We start from the raw sequence: 24,161 nt of genomic DNA on the forward strand, positions 1-24,161 counted from the left end.
GTTTCTCGTATTGGAACTAACGGTGCCAAAGTGGGAAACACATTTGGCACCGTTTAGGAATTAAATCTTTCCTACGAGGTCAATGCTCGGTTTCAAGGTTGCGGCTCCCTTTTTCCACTTGGCCGGGCAGACTTCACCGTCATGTGTGGCTACGAACTGCGCAGCTTCCACCTTGCGCAGCAACTCGTCTGCATTGCGTCCGATGTTGTTGTCTTGTATTTCGGCAATCTTGATTTTACCTTCGGGATTCACGAGGAATGTACCGCGATAGGCCATACCTTCTTCTTCAATCATCACACCGAACGCGCGGCTCAGTACGCCGGTCGGGTCGGCCAGCATCGGATACTTGATTTTGCGGATGCTTTCGGAAGCATCGTGCCATGCTTTGTGCACGAAGTGCGAGTCTGTACTTACAGAATATACTTCTACGCCCATTGCCTGGAATTGGTCATATTTCTCGGCGATGTCCACCAGTTCGGTAGGGCATACGAAGGTAAAGTCTGCCGGATAGAAGAAGAAAATGGCCCATTTGCCTTTTACGTCTTCGTGGGATACTGTTTTGAAATTTCCGTTTTGGAAAGCCTGAACTTTGAATTCAGGAAGTTGGGAATTGATAATCGGTTCCATAATTTTTCTTTTTTTTATAGGTTTAGTTCTTTGTTTTTCTCGTTGCAAAAATATAGCATTTTTTCCCGATAGAACAAGAAATCTGATTGAAAGGTTTTATGGACCGATAGATAAAATCTATACAATGGCTTGGGTTGCCTTCAGAGAGAGCATTTCCTTAGGTATAGAGGACTTAATCTCTTTAGTCAGTGCTTCCAGCAGAGTATGGCGGATAAAGTTCTTGTTAGTGAGCATCACGATTTGCCGGGTAGGGCAGGGAATGGCGAAGGGGCGTACCAGTTCTTTCTGGATATCCCCCAGTTGCAGAACGGCCAGTTCGGGGATGAAAGTCACACCTTTACCGCTTTCTACCATGCGCATGAAAGTCTCCATGCTGCCCAAGTGATAGGCAAGCTGGCTGGCGCGTGCCGACTTCATCTGGCAGAAACGCACCAGCTGATCGCGGAAGCAATGACCCTCGTCGAGCAACCAAAGCTGTTCGCCGTTCAGGTCCGAAGTACGGATTACCTCGCTGTTGAAGAGGATGTCTTTGCGCGACACGTAGACAAAGAATTGTTCATAGAACAGCGGTGTCTGCTGCAGCTCTTCCATACCTGCCAGACTCGCTACGATACCTGCGTCTATTTCTCCCGTCTGCAGGGCTTTCTTGATGTCGTTTGTTTTCATTTCGATTACCCGGATGTCGAGGTCGGGGTATTTCTTCATCAGTTGAGGAAAGAAGCGAGGCAGGAGGTAAGGAGCCACGGTAGGAAGTATGCCCAACTTGAAGGTGCCGGTCAGTGAATGTTTTTCTTCTTCTATAATATTCTTTATACGGTTGGCTTGAACCAATATCTTCTGTGCTTGTTCTATGATGAGGATACCGACGGGAGTGGGGCATATCGGTTGCTGGCTGCGGTCAAAAATCCGGGTATCCAGTTCCTCTTCCAGTTTCTGAATCATGGCACTGAGGGTGGGCTGTGTCACGCGGCAATATTCGGCTGCTTTGGCAAAGTGGCGGAACTGGTTGACGGCAAGGATGTATTCCAATTGTTGTAAAGTCATGATGAACAGGGCATTTGAAGGTTATGTATAGAATTTGTCTATGCAAAGATAGAAATTATCTGTTTGACAAGTTTTGATTTACCCCTTATCTTTGTAATACCCCAAAGAAAAATAGTATAAATATTTAAAACAATAGAATTATGAAAACTTTAGATTACTTGTATTTGAATGAAAAGAAAGTGGCTGGTGTGGCATCGGCATTGCACCAATTGTTGGCCGATTTCCAGGTACATTACACCAATCTGCGCGGTATGCACTGGAACATCAAGGGACACAGTTTCTTTGTGCTGCACGAGAAGTTCGAGAGTATGTATGACGATACCGCCGAGAAGATTGACGAAATTGCAGAGCGCATCCTGATGCTGGGTGGCGTGCCCGAAAATAAGTTCAGTGAATACCTGAAGGTTGCCAACGTGAAGGAAGTGTCAGACATCTCTTGTGGCAGTGAAGCTGTAGATCATATCCTCGGGACATATGGCTACCTGATTGGCGAAGAAAGAAAAGTGATTGAATTGGCAAATGAAGCTGGCGATGACGTGACAGCAGATTTGATGACTAGCTACTTGAAAGAGCAGGAGAAGATGGTCTGGATGCTTGTTGCATTCAGCACGAAAAGTAGCACGAAATAAAAAGTCGTAAAAAGATAATAGAGTGATAAAACCGGTAGTGGATGCTGCCGGTTTTATTTGTAGAGTATAATTAATTTCTATCGTTCTGTACCTTAGATTCAAAGATTCTGCGAACCATAATAAGACCCTTATCAGAGTGGCACGTTTGCAGGAGCATGTCGTCAACTGCCGCAAAGATAACCTTCGCAAGATCATCCATGCACTCACGTACGATAGCCAAGTGCGCACTGTCTGCATGGAGGACGTGAATGTGAAAGCAACGTAGCCATGGCCTTGCACAAGCGGTCGGGGGGGACATCTTTCGGGATGTTCCTCGTGATGCTTGAATATAGATGCAAGTGGTATGGTGCAAACCTTGTCAGGATAGACCGTTTTGCCCTAAGTTCGAGAACTTACAGTAATTTGAATGAAATTTGGTATATCCGTTTGTTTTTCGTATATTTGCAAAAATAGCAGGCTCCAATCTACTGTTTTTTAGCACATAAATTCTTTTTTGCGCATCGGATAAATTTCATCCCTTCTTAAAAATCACACAGGTCCTGCTTATAGAAATCATTTTATAAACCATTGTGGGGTATCGGACAAATATCCCTGTCAAAACGTAACTTTATGCGATATAAAGAAAGTTTGCTATTGCCATTCTTTGGGGCAATAATAGCCGTTTCACCTTTGGCGGCACAGGAAAAAACGATATTAAAGATAGGAGGCACACTCCGTTTCAACTGCAATTACTCGGATTGGAAATCCGAAAACCGGAAACATGGTGAAGAGTTCGATTTCGACGTGTTCCGCTTGAATGTGAACGCTTCTTACAAGAAATTCGATTTAGCCGCAGATTACCGCTTCTATCCCGCCTCTTTGGGAGACGGGATGCTCAGGGAGGGCTGGATAGGTTATAGCTTCAACAAATCACACTAGCTACAGATGGGGTTGACAACAGTACCTTTCGGCATCCTGCCTTATACAGGCAACAATTATTTTTTCAATCTGAACTATTATGCCGGTCTCGAGGACGATGCGGACATGGGGATAAAATACTTTTTTCGCAAGAACCGGTGGGAGTTGTCTCTCGCCTATTTCCAGAATGCTGACCTTTCCGGAACTGGTGGAGACACAGAACTGCCCGCTAGCCGTTATGCCTATGACATCGCTGGACGTGATAAGGAGGCGCATCAGGGCAATGTCCGGGTGGTATATCATTTCGGAAACTTGTGAAGACAGCGACTCGGAGGTTCGGTACTGGTGGGTGGGCTATATAATATGGACACACGGAAGACGGGGTTCCGTTCCGATTTCGCCCTACACTACGTCGTCGACTATCAATGGTGGAACCTTAAAATACACAAGTTGTTTTTGGACAGTATCTGCTTGTACAATGATTTTAGCTTGCTGAACAAACGCATTGCTGGGTTCAATGACAGCTTGGAGAACGTGACGGGATGTTCGCTGACGATGGGAAAGGTGTTCTCCTACATTGACTATGCTGTGGGAAGGAATCACGCATGGCTGGGGGATGTATAGGATGAAGCTTTTGTCCGGGGGGACGGAAGACAATTGGAGTGTCAAATTCAATATAAATATAGGATATTATTTTTAAAGAATTATGGATAAGAACAAAGTTGAGATTAGGAATTTGTATTTGATTTTCGGTTCTGAAAAAAACAAGGCTTTCAGAATGCTGAAAAAAGGAAAGAGTAAAAATGAGATATTGAAGGAGACTGGATGTACGATTGCCGTGAACAATGCCAGCCTCTCTGTCCGGGAGGGTGAGATATTTGTGATCATGGGACTTTCGGGAAGCGGAAAGTCAAGTCTGCTCAGATGTATCAACCGGTTGAATAGGCCTACCTCCGGCGAGATTCTGATCAACGGTGAGGACATCGCTGGAATACCGATGGAGCGGTTGCGTTCCCTGCGCCGGAAGGAATTGGCGATGGTATTCCAGCATTTCGGACTGCTGCCCCATTATACTGTATTGCAAAATATCGCTTTCGGACTTGAGTTGCAAGGGGTGGAGAAGAGGGAACGTGAATTAAAGGCAGCAGAAAGCATGCGTTTGGTCGGGCTAGACGGATATGCCGACCTGATGGTCAGTGAGCTGTCTGGAGGCATGCAGCAACGAGTGGGACTGGCACGTGCTCTGGCCAACGATCCGGAAGTCCTGCTGATGGACGAGGCCTTCTCAGCGCTGGACCCGCTGATACGGGTACAGATGCAGGACGAGCTGCTGGCCTTGCAGTCAAAGATGAAAAAGACCATCGTATTTATCACACACGACTTAGAGGAGGCTGTCAAGTTGGGTGACCGTATCGCCATCATGCGTGATGGGGAGATACAGCAAACCGGCACTTCCGAGGAGATTCTGACTACCCCCGCCAATGAGTATGTGAGGTGTTTTGTAGAGAATGTGGACCGCAGTAGGATTGTCACTGCCGCCTCCATTATGGTGGACAAGCCTATGGTGGCAAGATTGGGAAAAGAAGGGCCGGAGGTTCTGACTCGAAAGATGAGAGAACGGAAGACAACCGTGTTGCCTGTAGTGGACCCGGATGGTATACTGGTAGGTGAGGTTCGCCTGGAAGATCTTCTCTGGTTGCGTAAGGAGCATATCCTGAATATAGACTCTGTGATAAAGAAAGAGGTACATTCCGTATTAAGTGACACTGTGGTGCAGGATATACTTCCCTTGATGACGAAGACCAACTCGCCCATCTGGGTAGTTAATGAGCGACGTGAGTTTGAAGGGATGGTACCGCTCTCGTCACTCATTATTGAGGTGACGGGAAAAGACAAGAAAGAAATCAATGAAATCATTCAAAACGCAATAAAATTATGATAAAGATAGGAGAATATATAGAAATGGCCGTGGAATGGTTGACCGAGCACGGCGCATCATTTTTTGACCTGCTGAGTCTGGGAGTGGAAGGCGTTATTGACGGGATACTGTGTATCCTGCTCGAGATACCTTTTTACATAACCATCGTAACACTCACTTTCTTGGCGTTATACAAGAGTGGCAGGGAGACGGGGGGATTCACCCTCCTAGGGCTGTCGCTCGTCTACGGGATGGGACTCTGGGAGGAGACCATGCAGACCCTGGCTCTGGTACTTTCCTCTACCGGTATGGCATTGCTGCTGGGAATCCCTCTGGGAATCTGGATGGCGAGCAGCGGACGCTGCAACAAAGTCCTGCAGCCGGTACTTGATTGTATGCAGACTATGCCGGCCTTTGTCTATCTGATACCGGCAGTGCTCTTTTTCGGGCTGGGAACGGTGCCGGGAGCCTTTGCCACGATTATTTTCGCCATGCCTCCGGTAGCAAGGCTCACCGCACTGGGTATCTGTCAGGTGCCGAAAAATGTGGTGGAGGCCGCCCGGTCTTTTGGAGCCACTTCTTGGCAGCTGCTCTACAAGGTACAATTACCGCTGGCGTTGCCGACTATTCTTGCCGGTGTCAACCAGACCATCATGATGTCTCTCTCTATGGTAGTGGTAGCTGCTATGATATCAGCTGGAGGTTTGGGGGAAATAGTATTGAAAGGTATCACGCAGATGAAGATTGGCATGGGATTCGAAGGAGGGATTGCCGTTGTAATACTGGCTATCGTGCTTGATCGGATCACACAGGGAATAGCACGAAAAAAATAGAAGGAGTAGAACATATAATGAAAGACAGAATGATTATGAGAAACAAAACGAAATTTTTCACAGTCTCGTTGGCTGTCACGATATTCTTCTCATGCGGTAACATTTCTGACAAGAAAATCCGTATAGCCTATGCGAACTGGGCCGAAGGGATAGCGGTCACCTATCTGGCCAAGGAGATTCTCTCGGAGCAAGGATACAGAATAGAACTTTTGAATGCGGACATAGCTCCCATATTCACTTCGTTGGCAAGAGGCAAGACAGACGTGTTCATGGATAGCTGGCTGCCGGTAACCCATGCCGATTATTTCCGGAAATACAATGGTAAACTGGAAATCCTCGGGCAGATATACGACAGTGCCCGTATCGGTCTTGTGGTACCCGAATATGTCCCAGTCCATATGATAGAGGAGCTGGGCGGTCATACCGGACGGTTTTCCGGAGAGATCGTAGGAATTGATGCGGGTACCGGTATCATGAAATGCACGGAGAAAGCCATCTCTGAATACGGTCTGGACTACAAGCTCATGATCTCCAGCGGTCCCGCCATGACGGCCTTGCTGAAGAAGGCTATCGACAAGAAGGAATGGATCGTTGTGACCGGATGGACCCCGCACTGGATGTTTGATCGCTTCTGTCTGAGAGTGCTGGAAGATTCGAAAAACGTTTATGGGGAGGCCGAGCAAATCCATTCCATTGCTAGGGAAGGATTCAGTAAGGAGCATCCGTTCGTTGCCGCCCTTTTGGGAAACATCCATCTGTCCGATACCGAGATCAGCTCCTTGATGCGGACCATAGAGGAAACCCGTGAGACCGAGACAAGAGCTGTACGCCAGTGGATGGATAAGCATAGGGATTTGATAGACAGCTGGATTCCGGACAAGGAGAAATACAACCGATGAACATTACGCTGGAATGGATGACTTTCAATCCTTTTTCTTCGTAAGGTGGGTGCTAACTGTCCCGCCATATTTCTGGTAATATTTTGCAAAAGAGTATATACCTTATTATTGTCTTAATGGCATACATTGTATGGATTAAAAGACTGTTTTGCGTAATTCTATGTCTAATATTCATAACAAAAACATGGTTGTATATTCATAATTTTGCATTATCAAAGTTAACATCATAAAACAAGTATGTTTTTCCTAGTAAAACTATCAGTGACAATATGAAACAAGTCTGTTTTTTTTTCTTCCTGCTGTCCAGCCTGCAGACCTTCTCACAAAAGGTTGCGTTGAAAAACAACCTTGCCTATGACGCCTTGCTAACACCCAATCTTTCAGTAGAGTTCTCCCTAGGAAAGAAATGGACTCTGGACGCTCAGGTGGGTATGAATTTTTTCTTTTATGAGAATGATGCCACGGCAACTCGTTATAAGACAAGGAAATGGAGTCATTGGCTTGTACAACCGGAGGTAAGATATTGGACTTGTGAAACATTCAACGGCTTATTTTGGGGCATTCATACCCACGGAGGCCAAATGAATGTGGCGGGTATAAATATTCCTTTTATCATTCAGAACCATTCCAGAGAAATGAAAGGGCACCGTTACGAGGGATATTTTTACGGTGGTGGTGTCAGTGCAGGCTATCATTGGATACTGTCCAGCAGATTCAGTGTGGAGGCATCTTTGGGAGTGGGCTATGCACGTGTTAAATATGACAAATTCAGATGTACTTCTTGCGGGAAAAAGATAGGCAAGGGGAAAGCCGATTATCTGGGACCTACAAAGCTTGCAGTTTCGATAGTCTATATGATCAAATGAATGACGAGTCGCGTATATAAACATAAAAAACATAATTAATGAGACCAATAGATTATTATATAGGAATACTCTCTGTTATGGGATATGTATACTGCTTGCCACTGGCAGGACAAGCAGGGAATAAAGTTGTCAGGGGAGGGAATTCCCGTCTGGAATATACAGATCTGAAAGTCGGACGTAGTACGGACGGGAAAGTGTTTACTGCCTCTTTCAATATAGCAGGATCTGTCAAGCGGTTGGGTGCCCAGGAGATTGTCTATATCTATCCTTCCTTGGTCTCCTCTGACGGCAAAATCAAGACTGATTTCCTTCCCTTGTGTATATCTGGAAGGAAAAGATATAAGGCCGTTATCCGTAGAGAGACTCTGGGCGGTAATCCGGATACATCAGTTCCAGTGAAGGATATCCGCAAGGCCGGAGATTTGAAGGGGACTGGAATTTCTGTTCGGGAAGCATTGCCTTTTGAGCGCTGGATGGCATCCGGATATCTCTCTCTCCGTGAGGAGATGTACGGATGCGCTGAGTGCGGCAGAGGCGTGAGTCAAACGAACATGTCGGTGACCGGGATAGATCTTTTCGAACCGGAAGACTACGAATATAATTTTTATATTCCTGAAAAGGTGGAGACAAAATGTTACGAGGAAGAGTTTGACTGTAAGGTCACTTTTAAATCTGCACGGCACGAACTTCTTCTAGGCTTCGGTAAAAACCGGGAAGAACTGGCCCGTCTGGACAGCTTTGTGTCCAGGGAACTCCGGATAAAAGGGGCTCGCCTCCGTGAGGTGCACATCACCGGGTACGCCTCTCCCGAAGGCGAATCCAGCTATAATAGACATTTGTCGGAATGCCGTACTCATGCGCTTTCCTCTCATGTGTTGAGCAAGTATCCGCAGCTCAAGAGTGTTTCCGTATATAGAATAGAAGGAGCTGGCGAAGACTGGGAAGGTTTGAGAAATATCATAAAAGCATCTACTTTGGACTATAAGAATGAGGTTTTGTCTGCCATCGGGAAACATGATACGGATGTGGCCCGTGAAACGGCTATCCGTTCTCTGAATGGGGGAAAAGTCTATACTGATTTGCTATCCACGGTTTATCCTGTCCTGCGCCGCACTGTCTTCCGCATGAGCTTCGATGTACGTCCCTATATGGATGACGAACTGGAGGAAATGTTTATTACCGTTCCCGGGTGCCTGAGCTTGTACGAGATGTGTAGACTGGCACAACTGTATACTGAACAAGGAAAAAATCCGGTAAATATATATAGGAAGGCTTATGAGCAGTTTGCACCTGATCCGTTGGCGACACTTAACTATGCCAATGCGCTTTTAAAGTATGAAAAGGATGCGGACAAGGCTCTGATGATATTGGACACAATAAAGAGTGACAGCCGTTCTGTTTATCCTATGGCAATTGCCCACAATATGAAAGGTGACTGGCGGAAGGCGGAGGAATTGCTGAAAAAAGATATGGAACCTTTGTAATGAAAATTCCTTACTTTTATGATGGGGCTAACGAATGAAAAAGCATTTAATATATTAATAATTAAATTATTTATTTACTAAACAGTTTAAGTTATGAAAGTAAACAATTTATTTTTAGCAGGGGTTGTAGCCCTAAGTCTGGGCATGACAGCTTGTAATAATGAGGATGTCCCTCCGGTAAACAATCTGGGTGAGGGAACAACATTTGTGGGAATGTACATTTCCACCATGAAGGATGTCTCAACCAGAGCAGTGAATGACAATCAGGAAGATTACGGAGGAAGAACGGAAGAGAGTAAGCTTATAGATTTACAGCTTCTCTCAAATGTCCGCCCACAAGCATGGACGTTAGGAGAGACAGCTGATGAGACTGGCAAGTTTTGGGAAACGCAAACAGCCGGTACATTTAAGGTCGCTCCATGGAAAACGAATTCCGGCCCTCAAGCCATGGCGTTGTTGTTTAACAAGGGTGCCCTTTCCGCTGATATTGCAACAGCCGCGGATCAGACATATGGTAGTACAGCTGCCGCAGTAGACAATATTGCCGCTCTCGCCACAGACAACAAGTTTGTCATGACTTCGAGAGCTGAGCAGAAAACTATTGTTCCCGGCATTACCGAGGATGCTGCCAAAACGGGTACAAGTGAGGCTCAAAATGTATTCTCCTTTGATGTGGAGCGTATCGTGGCACAAGGATTGGTCGCGAAGGATGCTGCTTTGGAAGAAGCAACCGCAGATAAAAAAGGAACGGTTGATCTTGCCGACATCAAGTATACTGCCATCAACGGTGCCGCAAAGACATACCTTTTCCGTAACCATGCGGGAAAGCGTACAATTGGAGATGCCGATGGCCTTTACGATGGCTTTGCATCAGCCATTGATGGATATACCGATTTTAAGGCGGCCAAAGAACCGGAAGGTTCAGCTAAAGAAAATTTGATCCGTTTGGGGAATCTTCTGTCGAAGGACAATCCACAGCGGAATGATCTTGGTATGTATGCAGCTAAAGGCGTTGCAGAAAATGTTAATACTGCTAAAAATGTAGCAGGTATTTATTTTTTGGAAAATTCTGTAAAAAAGGAAGCGCTTACAGCTGAAAATAAAAATTACGGTTACTATCGTCTACCTTATGCCAAGGTTTATGTAACTTATATCCCTAATGAAGTATGGAAGCTTGATGATGATGGAAAAACATTGGTTAAAATGGATAATTATGCAAAAGGAACAACGTTCTATCGGGGAGAAGATGACGGTCTTATCTATGCCAGCAAAGAAGCCGCAAAGAAAAGTAAGTGGAGCCCGGACCAAAAAGCTTATACCTATACAAGTGGAAAATGTGCATATCGTGCGTTATGGAACCGTCAGACTATTACCGCTGATGGAAAGTCGATTGTGAACGCTGACACACGCCGTAATAATACCTATCTGTTGACAATCAAGTCTTTCCAGGGATTGGGTATGCCATGGGATCCTTCTGATCCTAAAGATCCGTATTTGCCAAAACCTGATGATAAGGATGAACCGACAAATCCGGAAAATCCGGATATCGAGAAAGAAGAGACCTACATGCGTGTCGAGGCTAAAGTGCTCCAGTGGAACCTTGTCTCACGTGATGTTATTCTTGAGTAATATTACTATTAAACAGTTGATAAATTCAGCAAACAATTTCTTACACAATTTTAGAGAGGGATGTGGATTTTTTCCCTTCCCTCTCCAATAACCTAAAAGTTTGACTTCAAACTATTAAATAATCCCAACATAAACTATATCAAATGAGATTTAGAAGCGTACATGCTGTCGCATTTATCTTGTTATCGGCTTACTGTCTTATAGGATGTGATTTTGCCGTATTTGATGACTTGGTCAGTTGTCCGCAAGGTGTCAGTTTTCATTTTTATAGGCAAACCCCTTGCGAACAATTTCCCAATTATCCGTCAGATATCAGGCAGGTCCGGGTATTTGCCTTTGATGCCAATGGCGTGCTGGTAGGCGAATTTTCCGACAAGAAAGTACTCCTTTCAGCGGATTATTCCTTGTCTGCCACATTACAGCATACTGGAAAACTTACATTTGTCGCATGGGGTGGCAGTGACCTAGAGTCTTATGATTTTTCAGATTTTCAAGAAGGCGTTACTACCAAGGGGGAAATGCGGGTCGCACTGCGGCTGAAAGACAGACGGACTACTTCAGTCCCCGGATCGCTGTATGTCGGTCTCGCCTCTGTATCGCTGGAGAACCGAGAGGATATGGGGAGTGTGTACGAGCGGGTGACTTTCAATATGCGGGAATTGACATACCGGATACACTTCACAATCAGCTTTATAGGTTCTTCTTTCCTCATGGACGAGGAATTTGTTATCAGGATAGAAGATGACAACGGTGTGTATGATTTCAACGGTCAGATCGCTCTTTGCGAACGCTTTGAGTATGTAACCCAAGCCGTACGTGACACTGGAGGGGCATTGAAAGCGGATTTCACGCTGATGAAACTGGAAGAGGGCAGGAACGCACTCGTATCCCTGATTGATAAGACAACCGGGGAGATTCTTTATACAGCAAATCTGGTGGATGACATCATTATGTTCCAGGGAGATGCGGGTGAGCCGCCGTATAGTCTAGAATGTGACCATGATTTTCCCATAACCCTGAAACTCAAATATGAGAAGGATACATGGATGCTGGTACAAGCTACTGTTCTGGATTGGAATGTCATTTCCCGTCCTATAGAATTGGAAAACTGATATCATGTCAGGATAGGTTTAAGACAAATGCTCCGTGTGATATCAGAAAGGATTTGAGATTATTAACAAAAAACGATAGATAATGAAATACGGAATTGTGATGAGGCTGTTGACGGTGGTCTGCGTAGCGATTGTACAATTGACCGGATGTTCGTCTGATGCGGAAGAGATGGAAAAAGCCATTCCAGATGTTCCCATCCGGATTGTAGCGGAAATGAATAGGGGGGCCGTTACTTCCCGGGCGGCAGAAGCTTCTGCACATTTATTTGGAGAATGGAAGGAGGACTATATTGGTGCAGAAGAATACGAGAAAACTGTCAAGCATATCCTCCTTTTTGCTTACAAGAACATCGGGAACTCCTTGGAAAAAGTCCTTTTCTATTATCCCCAAGGAACGGCCAATCCGCTGGCAGATGTAACTGGAATTGACCGTTTTGAGATGAGAGAGATGGGTGGGGTGAATGCAGGGGATTTCGATATTGTCCTGGATCTGGAGCTGACTGGTGGTAATTATACTTTTGTTTTACTGGTCAATTGCGAGTCTGGATTGAAAAAGATCCGGGAGGAACATACAATTCCTGATCCTAAACGGCTGACAGAGAAAACCGAAATTTTCACATCTGACGATCTAAAAGGAGAAAACCGGAAGTACCTTCCCATGGTAGGCCAATGCAACTTCCGCGTTCCGTACAATACGAGCGGTAATAATAGAGTAACCCTTTCACCCTGCATACTTCTGGAACGTATGCATGCCCGTGTCGAGTTTATTCTTACTACGGTTGATAACGGGGGAAACTACTTGTCTCCTTTATTGCCGTTTTCCAGAGTGACGAAACTCTCTCTGAACAATGAGACCAGCGGTTATTCCGTCCTTCCTTCCGTCGGGGAATACACCGCCACTGGGAATGGTGACCCAGATATCAGAGGAGTCAACTATATGGAAGATCCCCTATTGCTACCGGAAAGGCCCAGTTTCCATGAAGGCGCCAACGAGGGCCCCGGAGAATCCGCTTTTGTGGCCAAATGTAAAGAGAGACTGCTTCCATATACGGGAGAGGCACCTAATTATATTTATGTGGCTCCGGGGGTCTATGGTAAAGGAAAAGAGGGGGCGCTGGCCTTGGTCTTATCTATCGATTATCTGATGGAAAACCTCGATAAGCAGTATAGGATCGAGCTCTATAATCCGGATCTTTCCGAGAATGACAAGGGTTATTACAATATCCGGCGTAATACGATTTACCGTGTCTTCGCCACACTGAAAGGACCCGGAAACATGGAATATGACATAGTTGTGGACGAATGGAAGGATACGGAGGTGGCTATTCCTTGGTAACAAGGTATGACCAGTCATGCCATCACGAAGAAAAACAGTTTAAAGAATAGATACATATGAGAATCAAACATTACACTTTGATAGTCGCTTTTCTGGCGATATCTATGGGAATCCCTCTCGTGCAAGGGTGCAGTGATCCCTTCGATGAGTATGGAAACGGCGGGACAGAAATGCCTATCAGGGACGGCTGGACGTCTGTCAGCATGTCTGTCGAAGGACTTGGTCTTCGAAATCCCCTGACACGGTCCCTTACACCGGAGGGGGAGAATTCCACGGCAGCGGAGAGGATTAGGGTACTTGTGTTTGACAAGGACAACAAGTTTTCATATGAGGCCAAAGTGACCTCCTATATTCCTTCCGGTAATCCGGCTGACAAGAAAGGCAAGGGTACCATGACCTTGTTGGCGAAAAATACTCCTTCAGGCGATACCAGTACATTCGTGATGCTGGCCAATGTCACCCGGTCAGCTAATACAGACGCAGACGGACTGGCTGGAAAGACACGGGAGGAAGTCATGCAACTTTTCACTTTCTCCATGCCGGACAAGGGGGTATGGAAAGACGGGGAGTTGCCGATGTGGGGTGTCTCGGACCCGGTCAGGGTGGATCACAGTGCCGGTGCTGTTCCCAAACTTGGAACTGTCTATCTGGTCCGTGCCGTAGCACGTGTGGACGTGGGGCTTAACTTGAGCAACATGTCGGAAGGGGCCTCTACATTCGACGAGAAAGCCGGGGGGATTGAAGGGATAACGCTGACTAAAGTGTTTTTTTATAATACCAATACGACGGGACGGGTCTCCCCGTTCGAGAACGGGATTTACTGGGATGAGGCCAATAGAAAGGCGAAACAGCCTTCTATTCCTGATCCGGCTCCGGCTGTGACAGGAAAGATTGATAGAACATCTTCCATAGTGGATGAGAAAATCTTGTTACGTGAGGTATATGTTCCGGAGGCGGTCAATGCGCCGACGGCTGCCACGCAAGGAGCCAACGGAGAAACTCTTCCTGAGAATAATACGGAAAATTACTTGAAACGTCCTTATATCGTTGTCGGACTGACCGGTGCAGATAAGAGCCGTCCTGACAAGGAAACTTTCTTCCGGATAGACTACCTGAAACGTACTGGAGCCGAGGCTGATGCGACATACGAGTACCTTCCCTTGCTGCGTAACCACCGTTATCTGGTGAATATCAAGGCTGTAGGTGGTCCGGGATTCGATACGGAAGAGGATGCTAGGAAAGGACCGGCCGCCAACATCATGTATAATGTTGTGGTATGGAATGAGTCCATGATGTCTGATGTATTGTATGACGGGCAATATATGCTGGGAGTCAGCGCTGACCATTTCACTTTTTATAGGGAGGGAGGTAGCCTAACGGCAAAAGTGCAGACTTCTTGGCCGGAGGGGTTCACGATAGAGGGACTGCCTGCATGGATCGGTTATTCTATAAAACCTTCGGATCCAGATAAGACCGCACCGACCGATGAGAAAACCGTGACCTTTACGGTCACAGAACATGTGGATGCATCCCGAATGTGGCCGGAAAAGCCGGAAGATGCCCAGGATGCGCTGAAAGCCGCTTATGTGAAGGCGGGGCGTATGAAATGGTTTCTTGGCTTTGAACAGTCTAAGGATATCAATGTCACCTTACAGATTTTTGCGGACGAGGCCTGCAGCCGGCCGCTGGAGTTTATTGAGGTCAATCAGTATGGCGAGAGCTATGGGCAGGCAGATAAGGTGATAACGAAAGACGGGCAGACGCTTACGGCAGAAGAGGCAGGTGCCAGGGTTACTTTCTATGTAAAGACAGAACCGCATGATTTGGAACCCGTTTTCCATGCTGAAGCTGCCAATCCGTTCAAGATAGAGAAAGCGGGTCAACTTGCCGGGGGAATATGGAAGTACACGGTGACGGCTCCCGACATTACAGGAAATACGGAGTATTTCGATAATTTCAATACCACTTATACTTTGACCGTCACACATGTGGGAACCGGCAAAAGTGCGTCGGGGAAACTCAGCCTCCTGCAGAAGGAATATAATGCCATCCCCTTCTTTGACAAATTCCTGCATCAGTCATTGCTGGTATCTAGTAACAGTATCTATCTGATGGATGGCAAACAGAAGCAATATTATGTCAAAGCCAACAGCGAATACAAAATTGAGTTGGTTTCGGCTTTGTCTGACAACAATGCTGGTAATGTGATAGAAGACTTTGCGCTTTTCTATGAGAAGGATCCTTCCCTTTCGGGAAAACCTGTGCCTTTCATAGCTGTTGACGATATGGTGTCTCCGCGTCTTTACTCCGGTAAGGCGAAATTCAAGATTTATTCCCCTGATGGTCTTTTTCCGGAAAGAGAATTTGAGTTGGAGCTGGTTTCCGGAATTGTGCAGCCTGAAGCGAATACATATATGCTTAAAGCGGGAGCAAAGCAAGGGATCTTTATTCCTGTTTCCCGGGTAAATACTGCCTATGAGTATTACAAAAAGCTTCTGGATCATGACGCTGTTTTAAGTGATAAGCAGGGACTTCCCGGTAGCAAAGAGGATTTCATGTTGAATAAGTTGGATGCAGATGATGATTGGAGAGTCAATATCGTGTGGACGGACATTAAAGAGGCTGGCGGACATAATGATATAGAAAAAGCGGGACTCAGTGAATTGTCCGAACAGGGAGGTTCCGGTCCGGGATCATATATTTATGTCAAGCCAGGGCAGACTCCGGGAAATGTGTTGATAGAAATTAAATCTGGAAAGATCAAGGGGAATCCGACACTCTGGTCCTGGCATATCTGGATTGTTGACAAGTATCCGACAGTCTTGGATGTTGCGAGTCAGGGAGGTGATGGTCCGAAAACGGTTCAATTGATGTCGCATCTGTTGGGAGCATACGAAAGGGTCCAATCACAGTATAGTGCAGATGCATATAGGGAATTTGGTATGCAATATCAATGGGGCAGGAAAGACCCGTTCCCGGCACATGATGTTCGTGTCAATAAAAACTTTTATGACGGCAGTGGCAAGCTATTTGATTTCCTTTGGGAACAGAGAGGAAATGATGTGGATTATGGAAAAACAGATGCTCAGCAAGCGAGAGGGGCTGCTCTTACGATGAAACAGAGCATCGAACATCCAAACGCTATCGTCTCTCATCAAAGTTTCTGGCTGTATGAATGTTTCCCGCATGGGTTTGTTAGTTATTTCAAAGACCGCTGGGTATTCCTGTATCCATGGAACCAGCCTTCCCAGACAGGGAATCCGGAGGATGTAGGCGGGAAAACCGTATTTGACCCTTCTCCTTACGGATTCCGGATTATGTCGCAGAAAGAGGCTGTAACTTTGAGGTTTGCATATTATTATGCAAGTCGTTCCGGCCTTAACACACCGCTGCCTGGAAGTATTTATGACGGCAGTTTTACAGATGGCAAGTCTGGGGGTAATGAAGTCATTTTCGCCGTGGCACAAGCCAGAAGCGATACTCATGCAGGGCGTTATCTGCTTAATTCCACTGGAGGTCCTGCCGGTTGGGCGCCTACTTCTAATACAAGCGCTGTTTACAGGCGTTGCATGACTTATTCCGTACGTCCAGTCGTCGATCCAGATGTAAAGGATGATTATGAGAAATATTTACCCCAATAAGTTATATCCCGTGCAGACGAAAACTTGCACGGGACATAAAAAATGACAAGAAAGTTTCTCATATACTTTTGTTTTGAGACATTCCGGTGTTTTTTGTATAAGCCACATATTCATGATGTGGAAGTTGCGAGAGTCTTGTTTCGTATTACTTTTATATAGTATTGGGAGGGACTCAAATATATATCATGATGAATCCTATTTTAGTGACCTGTATGTAAACCTTTATATCTAAGGGATTGTCAAAATCAGAGGTTGATTGATTAATCAGCATACATCTTGTATGTTAAATTTGTCTGTTTCAATTAATAAATTGTCCATTTTGTTAAAAACAGACGTGCTTTAATTTTTGTTGTAATAAAAAACAAAAAACATGAAATTGCTATATCTGAATGAACATTTATCTTGCCTGAATTACCAGATGAATTCGGACGTGGGATTTTCTTGTCAGCAGCTGGAGGAGAATGAGGTATATCGGATTGATAACAGCAGGTCATCATGTACTCTTTTTATGATTGAAGGGGAGGTGATTTTTGATTTGGGTAAATATAAAGGTTTGCGGATTTTACAAAACCAGATGGTGTTTATTCCGCAAAGCATAGGAACCCGGATGAAGTCTATAATCGGTTCGAGATGCATGCTTTTATTTTGGGACAAGAATGTGAGTGTGTGCGACAAATTGTTTTTGGGCTCGTTGTCTGTCAGAGGTAAGGAGCAAACGGCTGATAATTTTATTCTTCCCATCAGGAAACCTCTTGTTAAAGTACTGAATTCTGTTGGAACGTATCTGGAGGCAAGGCTGCTTTGCAAACATATGCATTTGCTGAAACAGCAGGAGCTGCTCTTGGTGCTGAAGGGCTTCTATACAAAGAAAGAACTATCGGCGTTTTTTTCCGCATCGACTGGTATTCGGCGGCATTTTGAGAAATTTGTTATGGAGAACTATAAGAGGGTGAACTCTGTCAAGGAATTCGCTGATTTATATTATGTTTCCGAGCGTTCCTTCAGCAGAAAATTTCACTCCAGCTTCGGGGAAAGTCCCTATAAATGGATGCAGAGGAAAAAGGCAGAACAGATGTTGGACATGATTAGTGATCCGGAACTTTCCTTTCAGGAAATATCCGATAAGTTAGGTTTTAGCTCGCCCTCCCAGTTTACGGCATACTGCCGGAGAATATACGGGATATCCCCTTCCAAGTTGAGAGAAAAAAATAAAGAATAAACAGATTTTTATAATTGCATTATAACGGAGGAATTATGGAATATTCGAATGCAGATCTGTCCGTTGGGCAAACAGATCTTTCTTATGTGGAATTACCGAAGATCTGTATATCTGTCTACAAGGAGATTGTTAAGGAAATGGCAGAAGTGATAAAGGATGCTCGGATTCGAGATATTTTTTACTCCCTTTCTATCGGGGGAGACGTATCGGCTGTCTCCAGGAGAACAAATATTTCTCCCAGAAATCTGGCATATATGTATAAGAAAGCGGGTAGGCAGGTTCGCTTGGAATGGAAGCCCTATTCTGAATGGAAAAAGGAATTGGACCGTTTATATATCAGATGCCGGAATTATGAGGCTTTGCTGGCACATTCCCAAGAGGATGCTGGACAGAATTTAAAGAATGTAGTGATAGTTGTAAGGGAACAGGATGTTCCATCGGAATATGTGCACCTGCTGGCTACACCTTTAGGAAATCTGGATATAAATTTCAGGACTTTACGTGCACTTAGAAAATACAATATCTGCCAACTTGAGGATCTTTTACGGTTTATAAAATATAATGGGTTTGATGCGCTGTGCAGACTTCCTGGTATGGGAACCAAATCCGTAGGACAGTTGTATAAAATTTTAAAAGAGAAAGGTATTTTGGAAGATAAGGAGACTTGCACTCTATTTCCCTATTTGTTTGTGTAGGATATATGGGAAATAAGATATTCATGCTTGAAAAGAATGGATATTCTATCAATCACCGTTTATCAGAATTGGAACAGACGGTAGCTAATTATTCAAAGAAGAATGATTCCTTTGTGTGTACCTCGTTGCTGTTGGTTGAAGGGTATCTTCTTCAACGTCCAGATTTTCGATTCTTACACATTCGCCACGGGTTTGATCAAGTTTGTTAAAGAGTTTTTTGTTCGCATTGACAACTACATTGATAAGGTTCATATTGAGTAAACGGTAACCGGGAGTAACGGCCACCATCTACACGTAACGTATTACTCCGCAGTTCCAGCCTAATGTTTATACAACACGCGCAATACTATCATTGATGAAATTTTTATTGGCTATGTACTGCGCTCCTCATCTTTTATGCAAATTAAGTATAACAACCTCTATCTCATTGTCTTTTTCGGTGTCCGTTTTGCCCAGCCTTCTTCACTGAAGTCAGGTTCTGGGTTCTTGAAGTCATTGCTGCCTTGAAAGAACTGTTTCCAATCGTCTTTTTTGCCACGGGCTTTGGTATAACCGCGTTCCTCGCGGCTGGGCTTGCCTTTCTTCTTGTCGTTTGCAGGGTTTTCGGCTCTGTCTCTACGTCTGCTGGCAGCATCGTTCCGTTTGCCGTCTTCCTTGTTGCTGCGCTTCTTGCCGTCGGAATCTTTTTTTCCATAGCTTCCGGCTGTACCCGTGCGTCTGCCTTTCGGGACATTCTTACCTTCGTTTCCGGCAATCTCTACAGATACTTTGCGACCGTTCCAGTTGGTACGGTTCAAGGCTTTCATTACATTGTTGGCTTCTTTTTCCTCTACTTCGAAGAAAGAGAATTTCTGCATCAAGTCGATGCGTCCTAGCTCAATGCGTCCACGGGTGTTTTTGTTCAGCAGGCTGATAAGCTCACTGGGAAAAAAGTTGTCCATTTTGCCCAGATTTATGAATAGGCGTTTGTAGCCCGGTTCGGCTTGATGATTGCCACTGCTTCGGTGTTCACTCCGCTCACCGTTTCTTGTTCCGCGTTCACTGCCGGTTGCTGTCTCTATCTCTTCACGGTCGCGGTAGTAGTCTAGAAAACGGTTGAATTCATGCGAAACCATCCGCTTAATCAAATCTTCCTTACTTAGCCAGTCCAGCTTGCGGTAGATATCAGTCATAAAGTCAGCGATTTCCTCCTCGTTTACTTTCACTTTTTCAAGGTCGTCTATCACTTTGAGCAGTTGTTTTTCGCATATCTGTTTGCCGGTAGGCATTTCGCCTGCAATGAATTTCTTGCCGATGATGCGCTCAATCTCGCGCATCTTGCCTTTCTCGCGCAGGTTGATAATGGCGATGGAAGTCCCGGTTTTTCCAGCACGTCCCGTACGGCCGCTGCGGTGGGTATAACTTTCGGTGTCATCGGGCAATCCGTAGTTGATGACGTGGGTTAGGTCGTCCACATCGAGGCCGCGTGCGGCAACGTCCGTGGCAACCAGCAGTTGTAGGTTGCGGATGCGGAACTTCTGCATCACGGCGTCACGCTGCGCTTGACTCAGTTCGCCGTGCAGCGAGTCGGCATTATAGCCTTCCTGCATCAACTTGTCAGCTATTTCCTGCGTTTCTTTGCGGGTACGGCAGAAGATGATGCCGTATATCTGCGGATAGTAGTCCACAATACGCTTCAGGGCAGCATACTTGTCTTTGGCATGTACACAGAAGACTACGTGTTTCACGTTGCTGGTGCTTTCATTTTTGCGCCCGATGGTGATTTCTTTGGCATCGCGCAGGTACTTCTTGGAAATGCGTGCGATTTCCGGGCTCATGGTAGCGGAGAACAGCAAGGTATTGCGCTCTTGCGGAACGTCGGCAAGAATAGCGTTGATGCTGTCCGTGAATCCCATGTTCAGCATTTCGTCCGCTTCGTCCATAACCACGTTCTGTATGGTGGCGAGGGACACGGTTTTGCGTTCCATCAGATCCAGCAGTCGTCCTGGTGTGGCTACGATGATGTGTACACCCCGTTTCAGGGCACGTATCTGGCTTTCAATGGACGAACCGCCATATACGGGCAATACCCGTAAGCCATCAATGTATTTGGAGTAATCGTTCAAATCGCCGGCTATCTGCAAACAAAGTTCACGGGTAGGGCAGAGAATAAGTGATTGGGGAATTCGGTTGTTGACGTTAATCTTCTGTATGAGCGGCAGACCGAACGCTGCGGTTTTTCCTGTTCCAGTTTGTGCCAGTGCTACTACATCATTGTTTTCTCCTAAAAGGTATGGAATTACTTCCTCTTGTACCGGCATGGGCTGCTCGTAACCCATTTCTTCGATGGCGCGGCGTATCTCCGGCGACACACCGAGCTCTTCAAATGTCTTCATTAAATCTTTTGTATATCTTTATATTTCGGACGCAAAGATAGTGCTTTTCAATGGATATTTGATAATTGATGGTTGATAATTATGTAATTACATGATAAAATCGTTTTTTATTGACTACTGATTATCCATTATGCATTGTCAATTATCTACTAAAAGAATGTCTTGTAGTCTCTTTCTTTCTTCTTTCGTCAGGCCGATGCCTCTTTGCAGGTAGGTGTCGGTATCTCCATACCTTCGTTCCATTTCTTCGATGGCGGCATTTAGGAAATCTGCGCGTGCTGAGAATATGGTGGTGATAGCCTCTTGCGAACGTGCCGGAAGCTGGTAAGCGTACCGAGAGGCAGCCGGGATGTTGAAGTAGTCGTTGCTGAGGCGGTAGTCTTCCATGATGATGTCTTCGCCCACTCCAAGGGAGGCAAGCACAAGCGCCGATACAATGCCTGTGCGCCCTTTGCCTGAAGAGCAATGGATTATGAGGGGATAATTGTTCTTATCCAGTAGGATATCGAAAATCTGACGGTATTCTTTAGTATAGTTGCTGATGAGCTCGCGGTTCATTCGCTCCACTATCCGGTGGACGGTATCACTCTTGATTGTCCGCTCCTGCACACCTTTCAGGATGTGCTCCATATCACCAGTAGGAATAGGGATGTGCACCACTTTGAATTCTTGCTGCAAGGGGCTTTGTCTGTGTGCTTCATCGAATGAGCGCAGGTCGATGATAGTCCTTATTCCTATATTCTTGAGCTCCTTGCGCGAGCACGGTTCCAATTTGTCTATTTCGGCAGAGCGATATAGCATGCCCCAATGTACTTTCTTTTGGGTAGGATAGGACGTATAGCCTCCCAAGTCGCGGAAGTTCTGTATGCCGGGGATATTGATGTTGCGGGTGGCAATCTTTACCCGGTATTTGTCACCGAATACAAGCATGTAGTAGTATCGCTGTGTAGGGTCGGTAGTGATGACGGTCATCTTCAGATCGGAGATGTTGGCAATGGCAATAGGAACGTCTTCGGGGATGTCCTCCGGGTTAGTCGAGGCATATACTTTAACATTCCCTTTGATAAGAGGGGCCATTTCCCATTTCACAATGCAGTTGCCCACATTGTTTTCTTCGCATACAACGGAAATGTGAGGGGCAGTGCCGCTACAAGAAGGGAGCAGCACTGCCAAAACAAGCAAGTTCAATAAATTCCTATACATAATTCGTAACCTCTCTGATGTCGTTAATCACAAATATATGTAATTTATCCACAGAGGGTAACGTCAATGTCAGGCTTTTATATTTCTTTTTTGAACTTTAAAATTATCTGTGCTTCTCTGCAAAATCCTTTGAAACGGAGTTGTTGAAACTTTTGCATACCTCAGCGGCAAACTCAATGCCGCATTGGATAACTTGGTCCCAAGTAGCTTCGTCCATGGTATCGAGGTCCTTGTAGCGTACATTATGTTTCAGCAGCCCGAAGATGATGCCTGCGTTGAAATTATCTCCTGCACCGATGGTACTGACCGCTTCTAACGGAGGAATGGAATATTCCTTGGAAATCGTGTCGGTGCGCAATGATACCTGCTCTGCGCCGGCAGTACAGAGGAAGTTACGGCAGTAGAACTTTACTTTGTCTTTGTATATCTTGTCAGCCTCCTGCAGGCCCCACATATAGAAGAAATCCTCTTGCGAGCCGCGTACAATGTTGGCGTATTCTAGATTTTCGATGATGGTGGGAGCCAGCTTGATGGCCTCCTCTTTATGGGACGAACGGAAATTGGGGTCGTAATAGATAATGGCATGCATGTCGTGTGCGCGTTCCAGCAGTTCTAATACTTTGTCGCGCAATACGGGGTTTAAGGCATAATAAGACCCTATTATAACGATGTCGTCCTCTTGAATTTGTGGATACTCTATATCTAATCGTTGTTTGGGATAATCTTTATAGAAGATGTATTCCGCATCACTCCGGTCGTTAAGGAAAGCGAGTGATACGGGGGATTTCCCGTCAGGGAAGACATTAACATGGTCTGTGGGGATATTGTTCTCGCGCATGAAGTTGAGTATGATATTGCCCACGTGGTCATTGCCTGTTTCACTGATAAAGCAAATGGGAACGCCGATACGTCCCAGCGAGACGATGCCGTTGAATACTGAACCGCCTGGGACAGCTGCTGTGGGCTGTTCGCCACGGAATATGATGTCTAGTATGGTTTCTCCGATACCTATTACTTTACGCATAGCGATCTTGATTTTTCTCCGAGGTAACCGCCGTGATGGCGCTTGGAGTAGTCTTCAATGGTGAATCCAGTTTCTTTCATGGTCTGTACAACCAAAATGTCACCGATGACGGTCATGGCAGTGGTTGAAGTCGTGGGCGTCATGCCCAATACGCATACTTCTTGGGGGTTCCCGGTGCTGAGGCATACATCGGATTCGTGTGCCAGGGGGCTATCAGGGTTTCCGGTGATGACGATAAACTTCAGTTCCGGACTTAGGTTATGTGCCAACTGTGTCAGCTCCACGATTTCACGAGTTTTGCCCGAATTGGAGATGAGTAGCAACAGATCATTCCCCTGAAGGATGCCGAGGTCACCGTGCTGTGCTTCGCTGGGGTGCAGGAAAACGGACGGAATACCGGTGGAGCAGAAGGTAGTAGCGATGTTCATGGCTATTTGTCCGGCCTTGCCCATACCCGAAGTTACCAGTTTCCCTTTTTTGCGGTGCACTTGTTCTACGATGAGTTCTACAGCTCTTTCATAAGCGTCCGTCACTGGAATGTTCAGTACGGCTTGTGCCTCTTTCTGCAAAAGCTCTTGAATGGATGCAATCATACTCTTAATGTATTTAATGTGCTAATATGCTAATGTGCTAATTGGCTGCGCTGTGATGCCGCATGGTCATTGGCATATTAGCACATTAATCACATTAGCACATTATAGCAATATGCAAATATCTGCAATTTTCTATA

General features: G+C 45.6%; 21 protein-coding genes. 15 read left to right on the forward strand and 6 right to left on the reverse strand.

Annotated features, from left to right (window positions below):
• Positions 1-60: 60 nt before the first annotated feature.
• Together ahpC and ITJ87_RS04575 are read right to left on the reverse strand one after the other, a co-directional pair.
• Positions 61-627, reverse strand: a complete 567-nt coding sequence (gene ahpC / locus ITJ87_RS04570; RefSeq protein WP_117599875.1) for an alkyl hydroperoxide reductase subunit C — start codon at positions 625-627, stop codon at positions 61-63.
• 117 nt (positions 628-744) lie between these two features.
• A complete protein-coding gene (locus ITJ87_RS04575; RefSeq protein ID WP_117964317.1) occupies positions 745-1,671 on the reverse strand; it encodes a hydrogen peroxide-inducible genes activator in 927 nt (308 codons plus the stop codon).
• Positions 1,672-1,811: 140 nt separating this feature from the next.
• Between ITJ87_RS04575 and ITJ87_RS04580 the strand changes: the two genes are divergently transcribed.
• The 15 genes from ITJ87_RS04580 to ITJ87_RS04640 all read left to right on the forward strand — a co-directional run bounded on the left by ITJ87_RS04580 (position 1,812) and on the right by ITJ87_RS04640 (position 18,829).
• Positions 1,812-2,300 (forward strand): Dps family protein, encoded by a 489-nt coding sequence (locus tag ITJ87_RS04580; protein WP_117964316.1) that lies wholly within the window; start codon positions 1,812-1,814, stop codon positions 2,298-2,300.
• Positions 2,301-2,909: 609 nt separating this feature from the next.
• Positions 2,910-3,218 carry a hypothetical protein gene (locus ITJ87_RS18585; RefSeq protein ID WP_229135081.1) on the forward strand — a complete coding sequence of 103 codons (309 nt, stop codon included), beginning with the start codon at positions 2,910-2,912 and terminating at the stop codon, positions 3,216-3,218.
• Positions 3,219-3,224: 6 nt separating this feature from the next.
• A complete protein-coding gene (locus ITJ87_RS18590; protein ID WP_227204187.1) occupies positions 3,225-3,515 on the forward strand; it encodes a hypothetical protein in 291 nt (96 codons plus the stop codon).
• A 45-nt stretch (positions 3,516-3,560) separates the two neighbouring features.
• The gene (locus ITJ87_RS18595) at positions 3,561-3,821 is read left to right on the forward strand and encodes a hypothetical protein (protein WP_226791289.1); all 261 of its coding nucleotides are present in this window, start codon (positions 3,561-3,563) and stop codon (positions 3,819-3,821) included.
• An 82-nt stretch (positions 3,822-3,903) separates the two neighbouring features.
• Positions 3,904-5,136 carry a glycine betaine/L-proline ABC transporter ATP-binding protein gene (locus ITJ87_RS04590; protein ID WP_117964315.1) on the forward strand — a complete coding sequence of 411 codons (1,233 nt, stop codon included), beginning with the start codon at positions 3,904-3,906 and terminating at the stop codon, positions 5,134-5,136.
• A complete protein-coding gene (locus tag ITJ87_RS04595) occupies positions 5,133-5,948 on the forward strand; it encodes a proline/glycine betaine ABC transporter permease (RefSeq protein WP_117599872.1) in 816 nt (271 codons plus the stop codon). Before ITJ87_RS04590 ends, ITJ87_RS04595 begins: the two co-directional genes overlap by 4 nt.
• Before the next feature lie 35 nt (positions 5,949-5,983).
• Positions 5,984-6,847 (forward strand): glycine betaine ABC transporter substrate-binding protein, encoded by an 864-nt coding sequence (locus tag ITJ87_RS04600; RefSeq protein WP_117964360.1) that lies wholly within the window; start codon positions 5,984-5,986, stop codon positions 6,845-6,847.
• A gap of 269 nt (positions 6,848-7,116) precedes the next feature.
• Positions 7,117-7,713 carry a DUF3575 domain-containing protein gene (locus tag ITJ87_RS04605; protein WP_117964314.1) on the forward strand — a complete coding sequence of 199 codons (597 nt, stop codon included), beginning with the start codon at positions 7,117-7,119 and terminating at the stop codon, positions 7,711-7,713.
• Between the two features lie 38 nt (positions 7,714-7,751).
• Positions 7,752-9,197, forward strand: coding sequence for a hypothetical protein (locus ITJ87_RS04610; protein WP_117964313.1), 1,446 nt, complete (start codon positions 7,752-7,754; stop codon positions 9,195-9,197).
• A gap of 93 nt (positions 9,198-9,290) precedes the next feature.
• Positions 9,291-10,826 carry an Mfa1 family fimbria major subunit gene (locus tag ITJ87_RS04615; protein ID WP_117964312.1) on the forward strand — a complete coding sequence of 512 codons (1,536 nt, stop codon included), beginning with the start codon at positions 9,291-9,293 and terminating at the stop codon, positions 10,824-10,826.
• A gap of 143 nt (positions 10,827-10,969) precedes the next feature.
• Entirely contained in the window at positions 10,970-11,938 is a 969-nt protein-coding gene (locus ITJ87_RS04620; RefSeq protein WP_117599868.1) for a FimB/Mfa2 family fimbrial subunit, read from the forward strand.
• An 82-nt stretch (positions 11,939-12,020) separates the two neighbouring features.
• On the forward strand, positions 12,021-13,274 hold the full coding sequence (locus tag ITJ87_RS04625; protein WP_117964311.1) for a hypothetical protein: 1,254 nt from the start codon (positions 12,021-12,023) through the stop codon (positions 13,272-13,274).
• Between the two features lie 56 nt (positions 13,275-13,330).
• Positions 13,331-16,915: a hypothetical protein gene (locus ITJ87_RS04630; protein WP_117964310.1), complete on the forward strand. Its 3,585-nt coding sequence runs from the start codon at positions 13,331-13,333 to the stop codon at positions 16,913-16,915.
• Positions 16,916-17,285: 370 nt separating this feature from the next.
• A complete protein-coding gene (locus ITJ87_RS04635; protein ID WP_117599865.1) occupies positions 17,286-18,134 on the forward strand; it encodes a helix-turn-helix transcriptional regulator in 849 nt (282 codons plus the stop codon).
• Between the two features lie 35 nt (positions 18,135-18,169).
• Positions 18,170-18,829 carry a hypothetical protein gene (locus ITJ87_RS04640; RefSeq protein ID WP_117599864.1) on the forward strand — a complete coding sequence of 220 codons (660 nt, stop codon included), beginning with the start codon at positions 18,170-18,172 and terminating at the stop codon, positions 18,827-18,829.
• A 419-nt stretch (positions 18,830-19,248) separates the two neighbouring features.
• Here the strand turns inward: ITJ87_RS04640 and ITJ87_RS04645 are convergent, their stop codons facing one another.
• From ITJ87_RS04645 to ITJ87_RS04660, 4 genes are all read right to left on the reverse strand, one after another.
• Positions 19,249-21,204 carry a DEAD/DEAH box helicase gene (locus ITJ87_RS04645; RefSeq protein ID WP_117974560.1) on the reverse strand — a complete coding sequence of 652 codons (1,956 nt, stop codon included), beginning with the start codon at positions 21,202-21,204 and terminating at the stop codon, positions 19,249-19,251.
• Positions 21,205-21,342: 138 nt separating this feature from the next.
• On the reverse strand, positions 21,343-22,407 hold the full coding sequence (locus tag ITJ87_RS04650; protein ID WP_117599862.1) for a tyrosine-protein phosphatase: 1,065 nt from the start codon (positions 22,405-22,407) through the stop codon (positions 21,343-21,345).
• A gap of 103 nt (positions 22,408-22,510) precedes the next feature.
• On the reverse strand, positions 22,511-23,431 hold the full coding sequence (locus ITJ87_RS04655; RefSeq protein WP_117974562.1) for a carbohydrate kinase: 921 nt from the start codon (positions 23,429-23,431) through the stop codon (positions 22,511-22,513).
• Positions 23,419-24,024 carry an SIS domain-containing protein gene (locus ITJ87_RS04660; RefSeq protein WP_117599860.1) on the reverse strand — a complete coding sequence of 202 codons (606 nt, stop codon included), beginning with the start codon at positions 24,022-24,024 and terminating at the stop codon, positions 23,419-23,421. Before ITJ87_RS04660 ends, ITJ87_RS04655 begins: the two co-directional genes overlap by 13 nt.
• Positions 24,025-24,161: the final 137 nt, after the last annotated feature.

The sequence above is a fragment of the Bacteroides sp. HF-162 genome (assembly GCF_015679285.1).
Classification (GTDB): domain Bacteria; phylum Bacteroidota; class Bacteroidia; order Bacteroidales; family Bacteroidaceae; genus Bacteroides; species Bacteroides uniformis.

Bases quoted from the DNA above. Each gene is read 5' to 3' on its own strand.
- ahpC (WP_117599875.1), bottom strand. From the start codon at position 627: ATGGAACCGATTATCAATTCCCAACTTCCTGAATTCAAAGTTCAGGCT.
- ITJ87_RS04575 (WP_117964317.1), bottom strand. From the start codon at position 1,671: ATGACTTTACAACAATTGGAATACATCCTTGCCGTCAACCAGTTCCGC.
- ITJ87_RS04580 (WP_117964316.1), top strand. From the start codon at position 1,812: ATGAAAACTTTAGATTACTTGTATTTGAATGAAAAGAAAGTGGCTGGT.
- ITJ87_RS18585 (WP_229135081.1), top strand. From the start codon at position 2,910: ATGCGATATAAAGAAAGTTTGCTATTGCCATTCTTTGGGGCAATAATA.
- ITJ87_RS18590 (WP_227204187.1), top strand. From the start codon at position 3,225: ATGGGGTTGACAACAGTACCTTTCGGCATCCTGCCTTATACAGGCAAC.
- ITJ87_RS18595 (WP_226791289.1), top strand. From the start codon at position 3,561: ATGGACACACGGAAGACGGGGTTCCGTTCCGATTTCGCCCTACACTAC.
- ITJ87_RS04590 (WP_117964315.1), top strand. From the start codon at position 3,904: ATGGATAAGAACAAAGTTGAGATTAGGAATTTGTATTTGATTTTCGGT.
- ITJ87_RS04595 (WP_117599872.1), top strand. From the start codon at position 5,133: ATGATAAAGATAGGAGAATATATAGAAATGGCCGTGGAATGGTTGACC.
- ITJ87_RS04600 (WP_117964360.1), top strand. From the start codon at position 5,984: ATGAGAAACAAAACGAAATTTTTCACAGTCTCGTTGGCTGTCACGATA.
- ITJ87_RS04605 (WP_117964314.1), top strand. From the start codon at position 7,117: ATGAAACAAGTCTGTTTTTTTTTCTTCCTGCTGTCCAGCCTGCAGACC.
- ITJ87_RS04610 (WP_117964313.1), top strand. From the start codon at position 7,752: ATGAGACCAATAGATTATTATATAGGAATACTCTCTGTTATGGGATAT.
- ITJ87_RS04615 (WP_117964312.1), top strand. From the start codon at position 9,291: ATGAAAGTAAACAATTTATTTTTAGCAGGGGTTGTAGCCCTAAGTCTG.
- ITJ87_RS04620 (WP_117599868.1), top strand. From the start codon at position 10,970: ATGAGATTTAGAAGCGTACATGCTGTCGCATTTATCTTGTTATCGGCT.
- ITJ87_RS04625 (WP_117964311.1), top strand. From the start codon at position 12,021: ATGAAATACGGAATTGTGATGAGGCTGTTGACGGTGGTCTGCGTAGCG.
- ITJ87_RS04630 (WP_117964310.1), top strand. From the start codon at position 13,331: ATGAGAATCAAACATTACACTTTGATAGTCGCTTTTCTGGCGATATCT.
- ITJ87_RS04635 (WP_117599865.1), top strand. From the start codon at position 17,286: ATGAAATTGCTATATCTGAATGAACATTTATCTTGCCTGAATTACCAG.
- ITJ87_RS04640 (WP_117599864.1), top strand. From the start codon at position 18,170: ATGGAATATTCGAATGCAGATCTGTCCGTTGGGCAAACAGATCTTTCT.
- ITJ87_RS04645 (WP_117974560.1), bottom strand. From the start codon at position 21,204: ATGAAGACATTTGAAGAGCTCGGTGTGTCGCCGGAGATACGCCGCGCC.
- ITJ87_RS04650 (WP_117599862.1), bottom strand. From the start codon at position 22,407: ATGTATAGGAATTTATTGAACTTGCTTGTTTTGGCAGTGCTGCTCCCT.
- ITJ87_RS04655 (WP_117974562.1), bottom strand. From the start codon at position 23,431: ATGCGTAAAGTAATAGGTATCGGAGAAACCATACTAGACATCATATTC.
- ITJ87_RS04660 (WP_117599860.1), bottom strand. From the start codon at position 24,024: ATGATTGCATCCATTCAAGAGCTTTTGCAGAAAGAGGCACAAGCCGTA.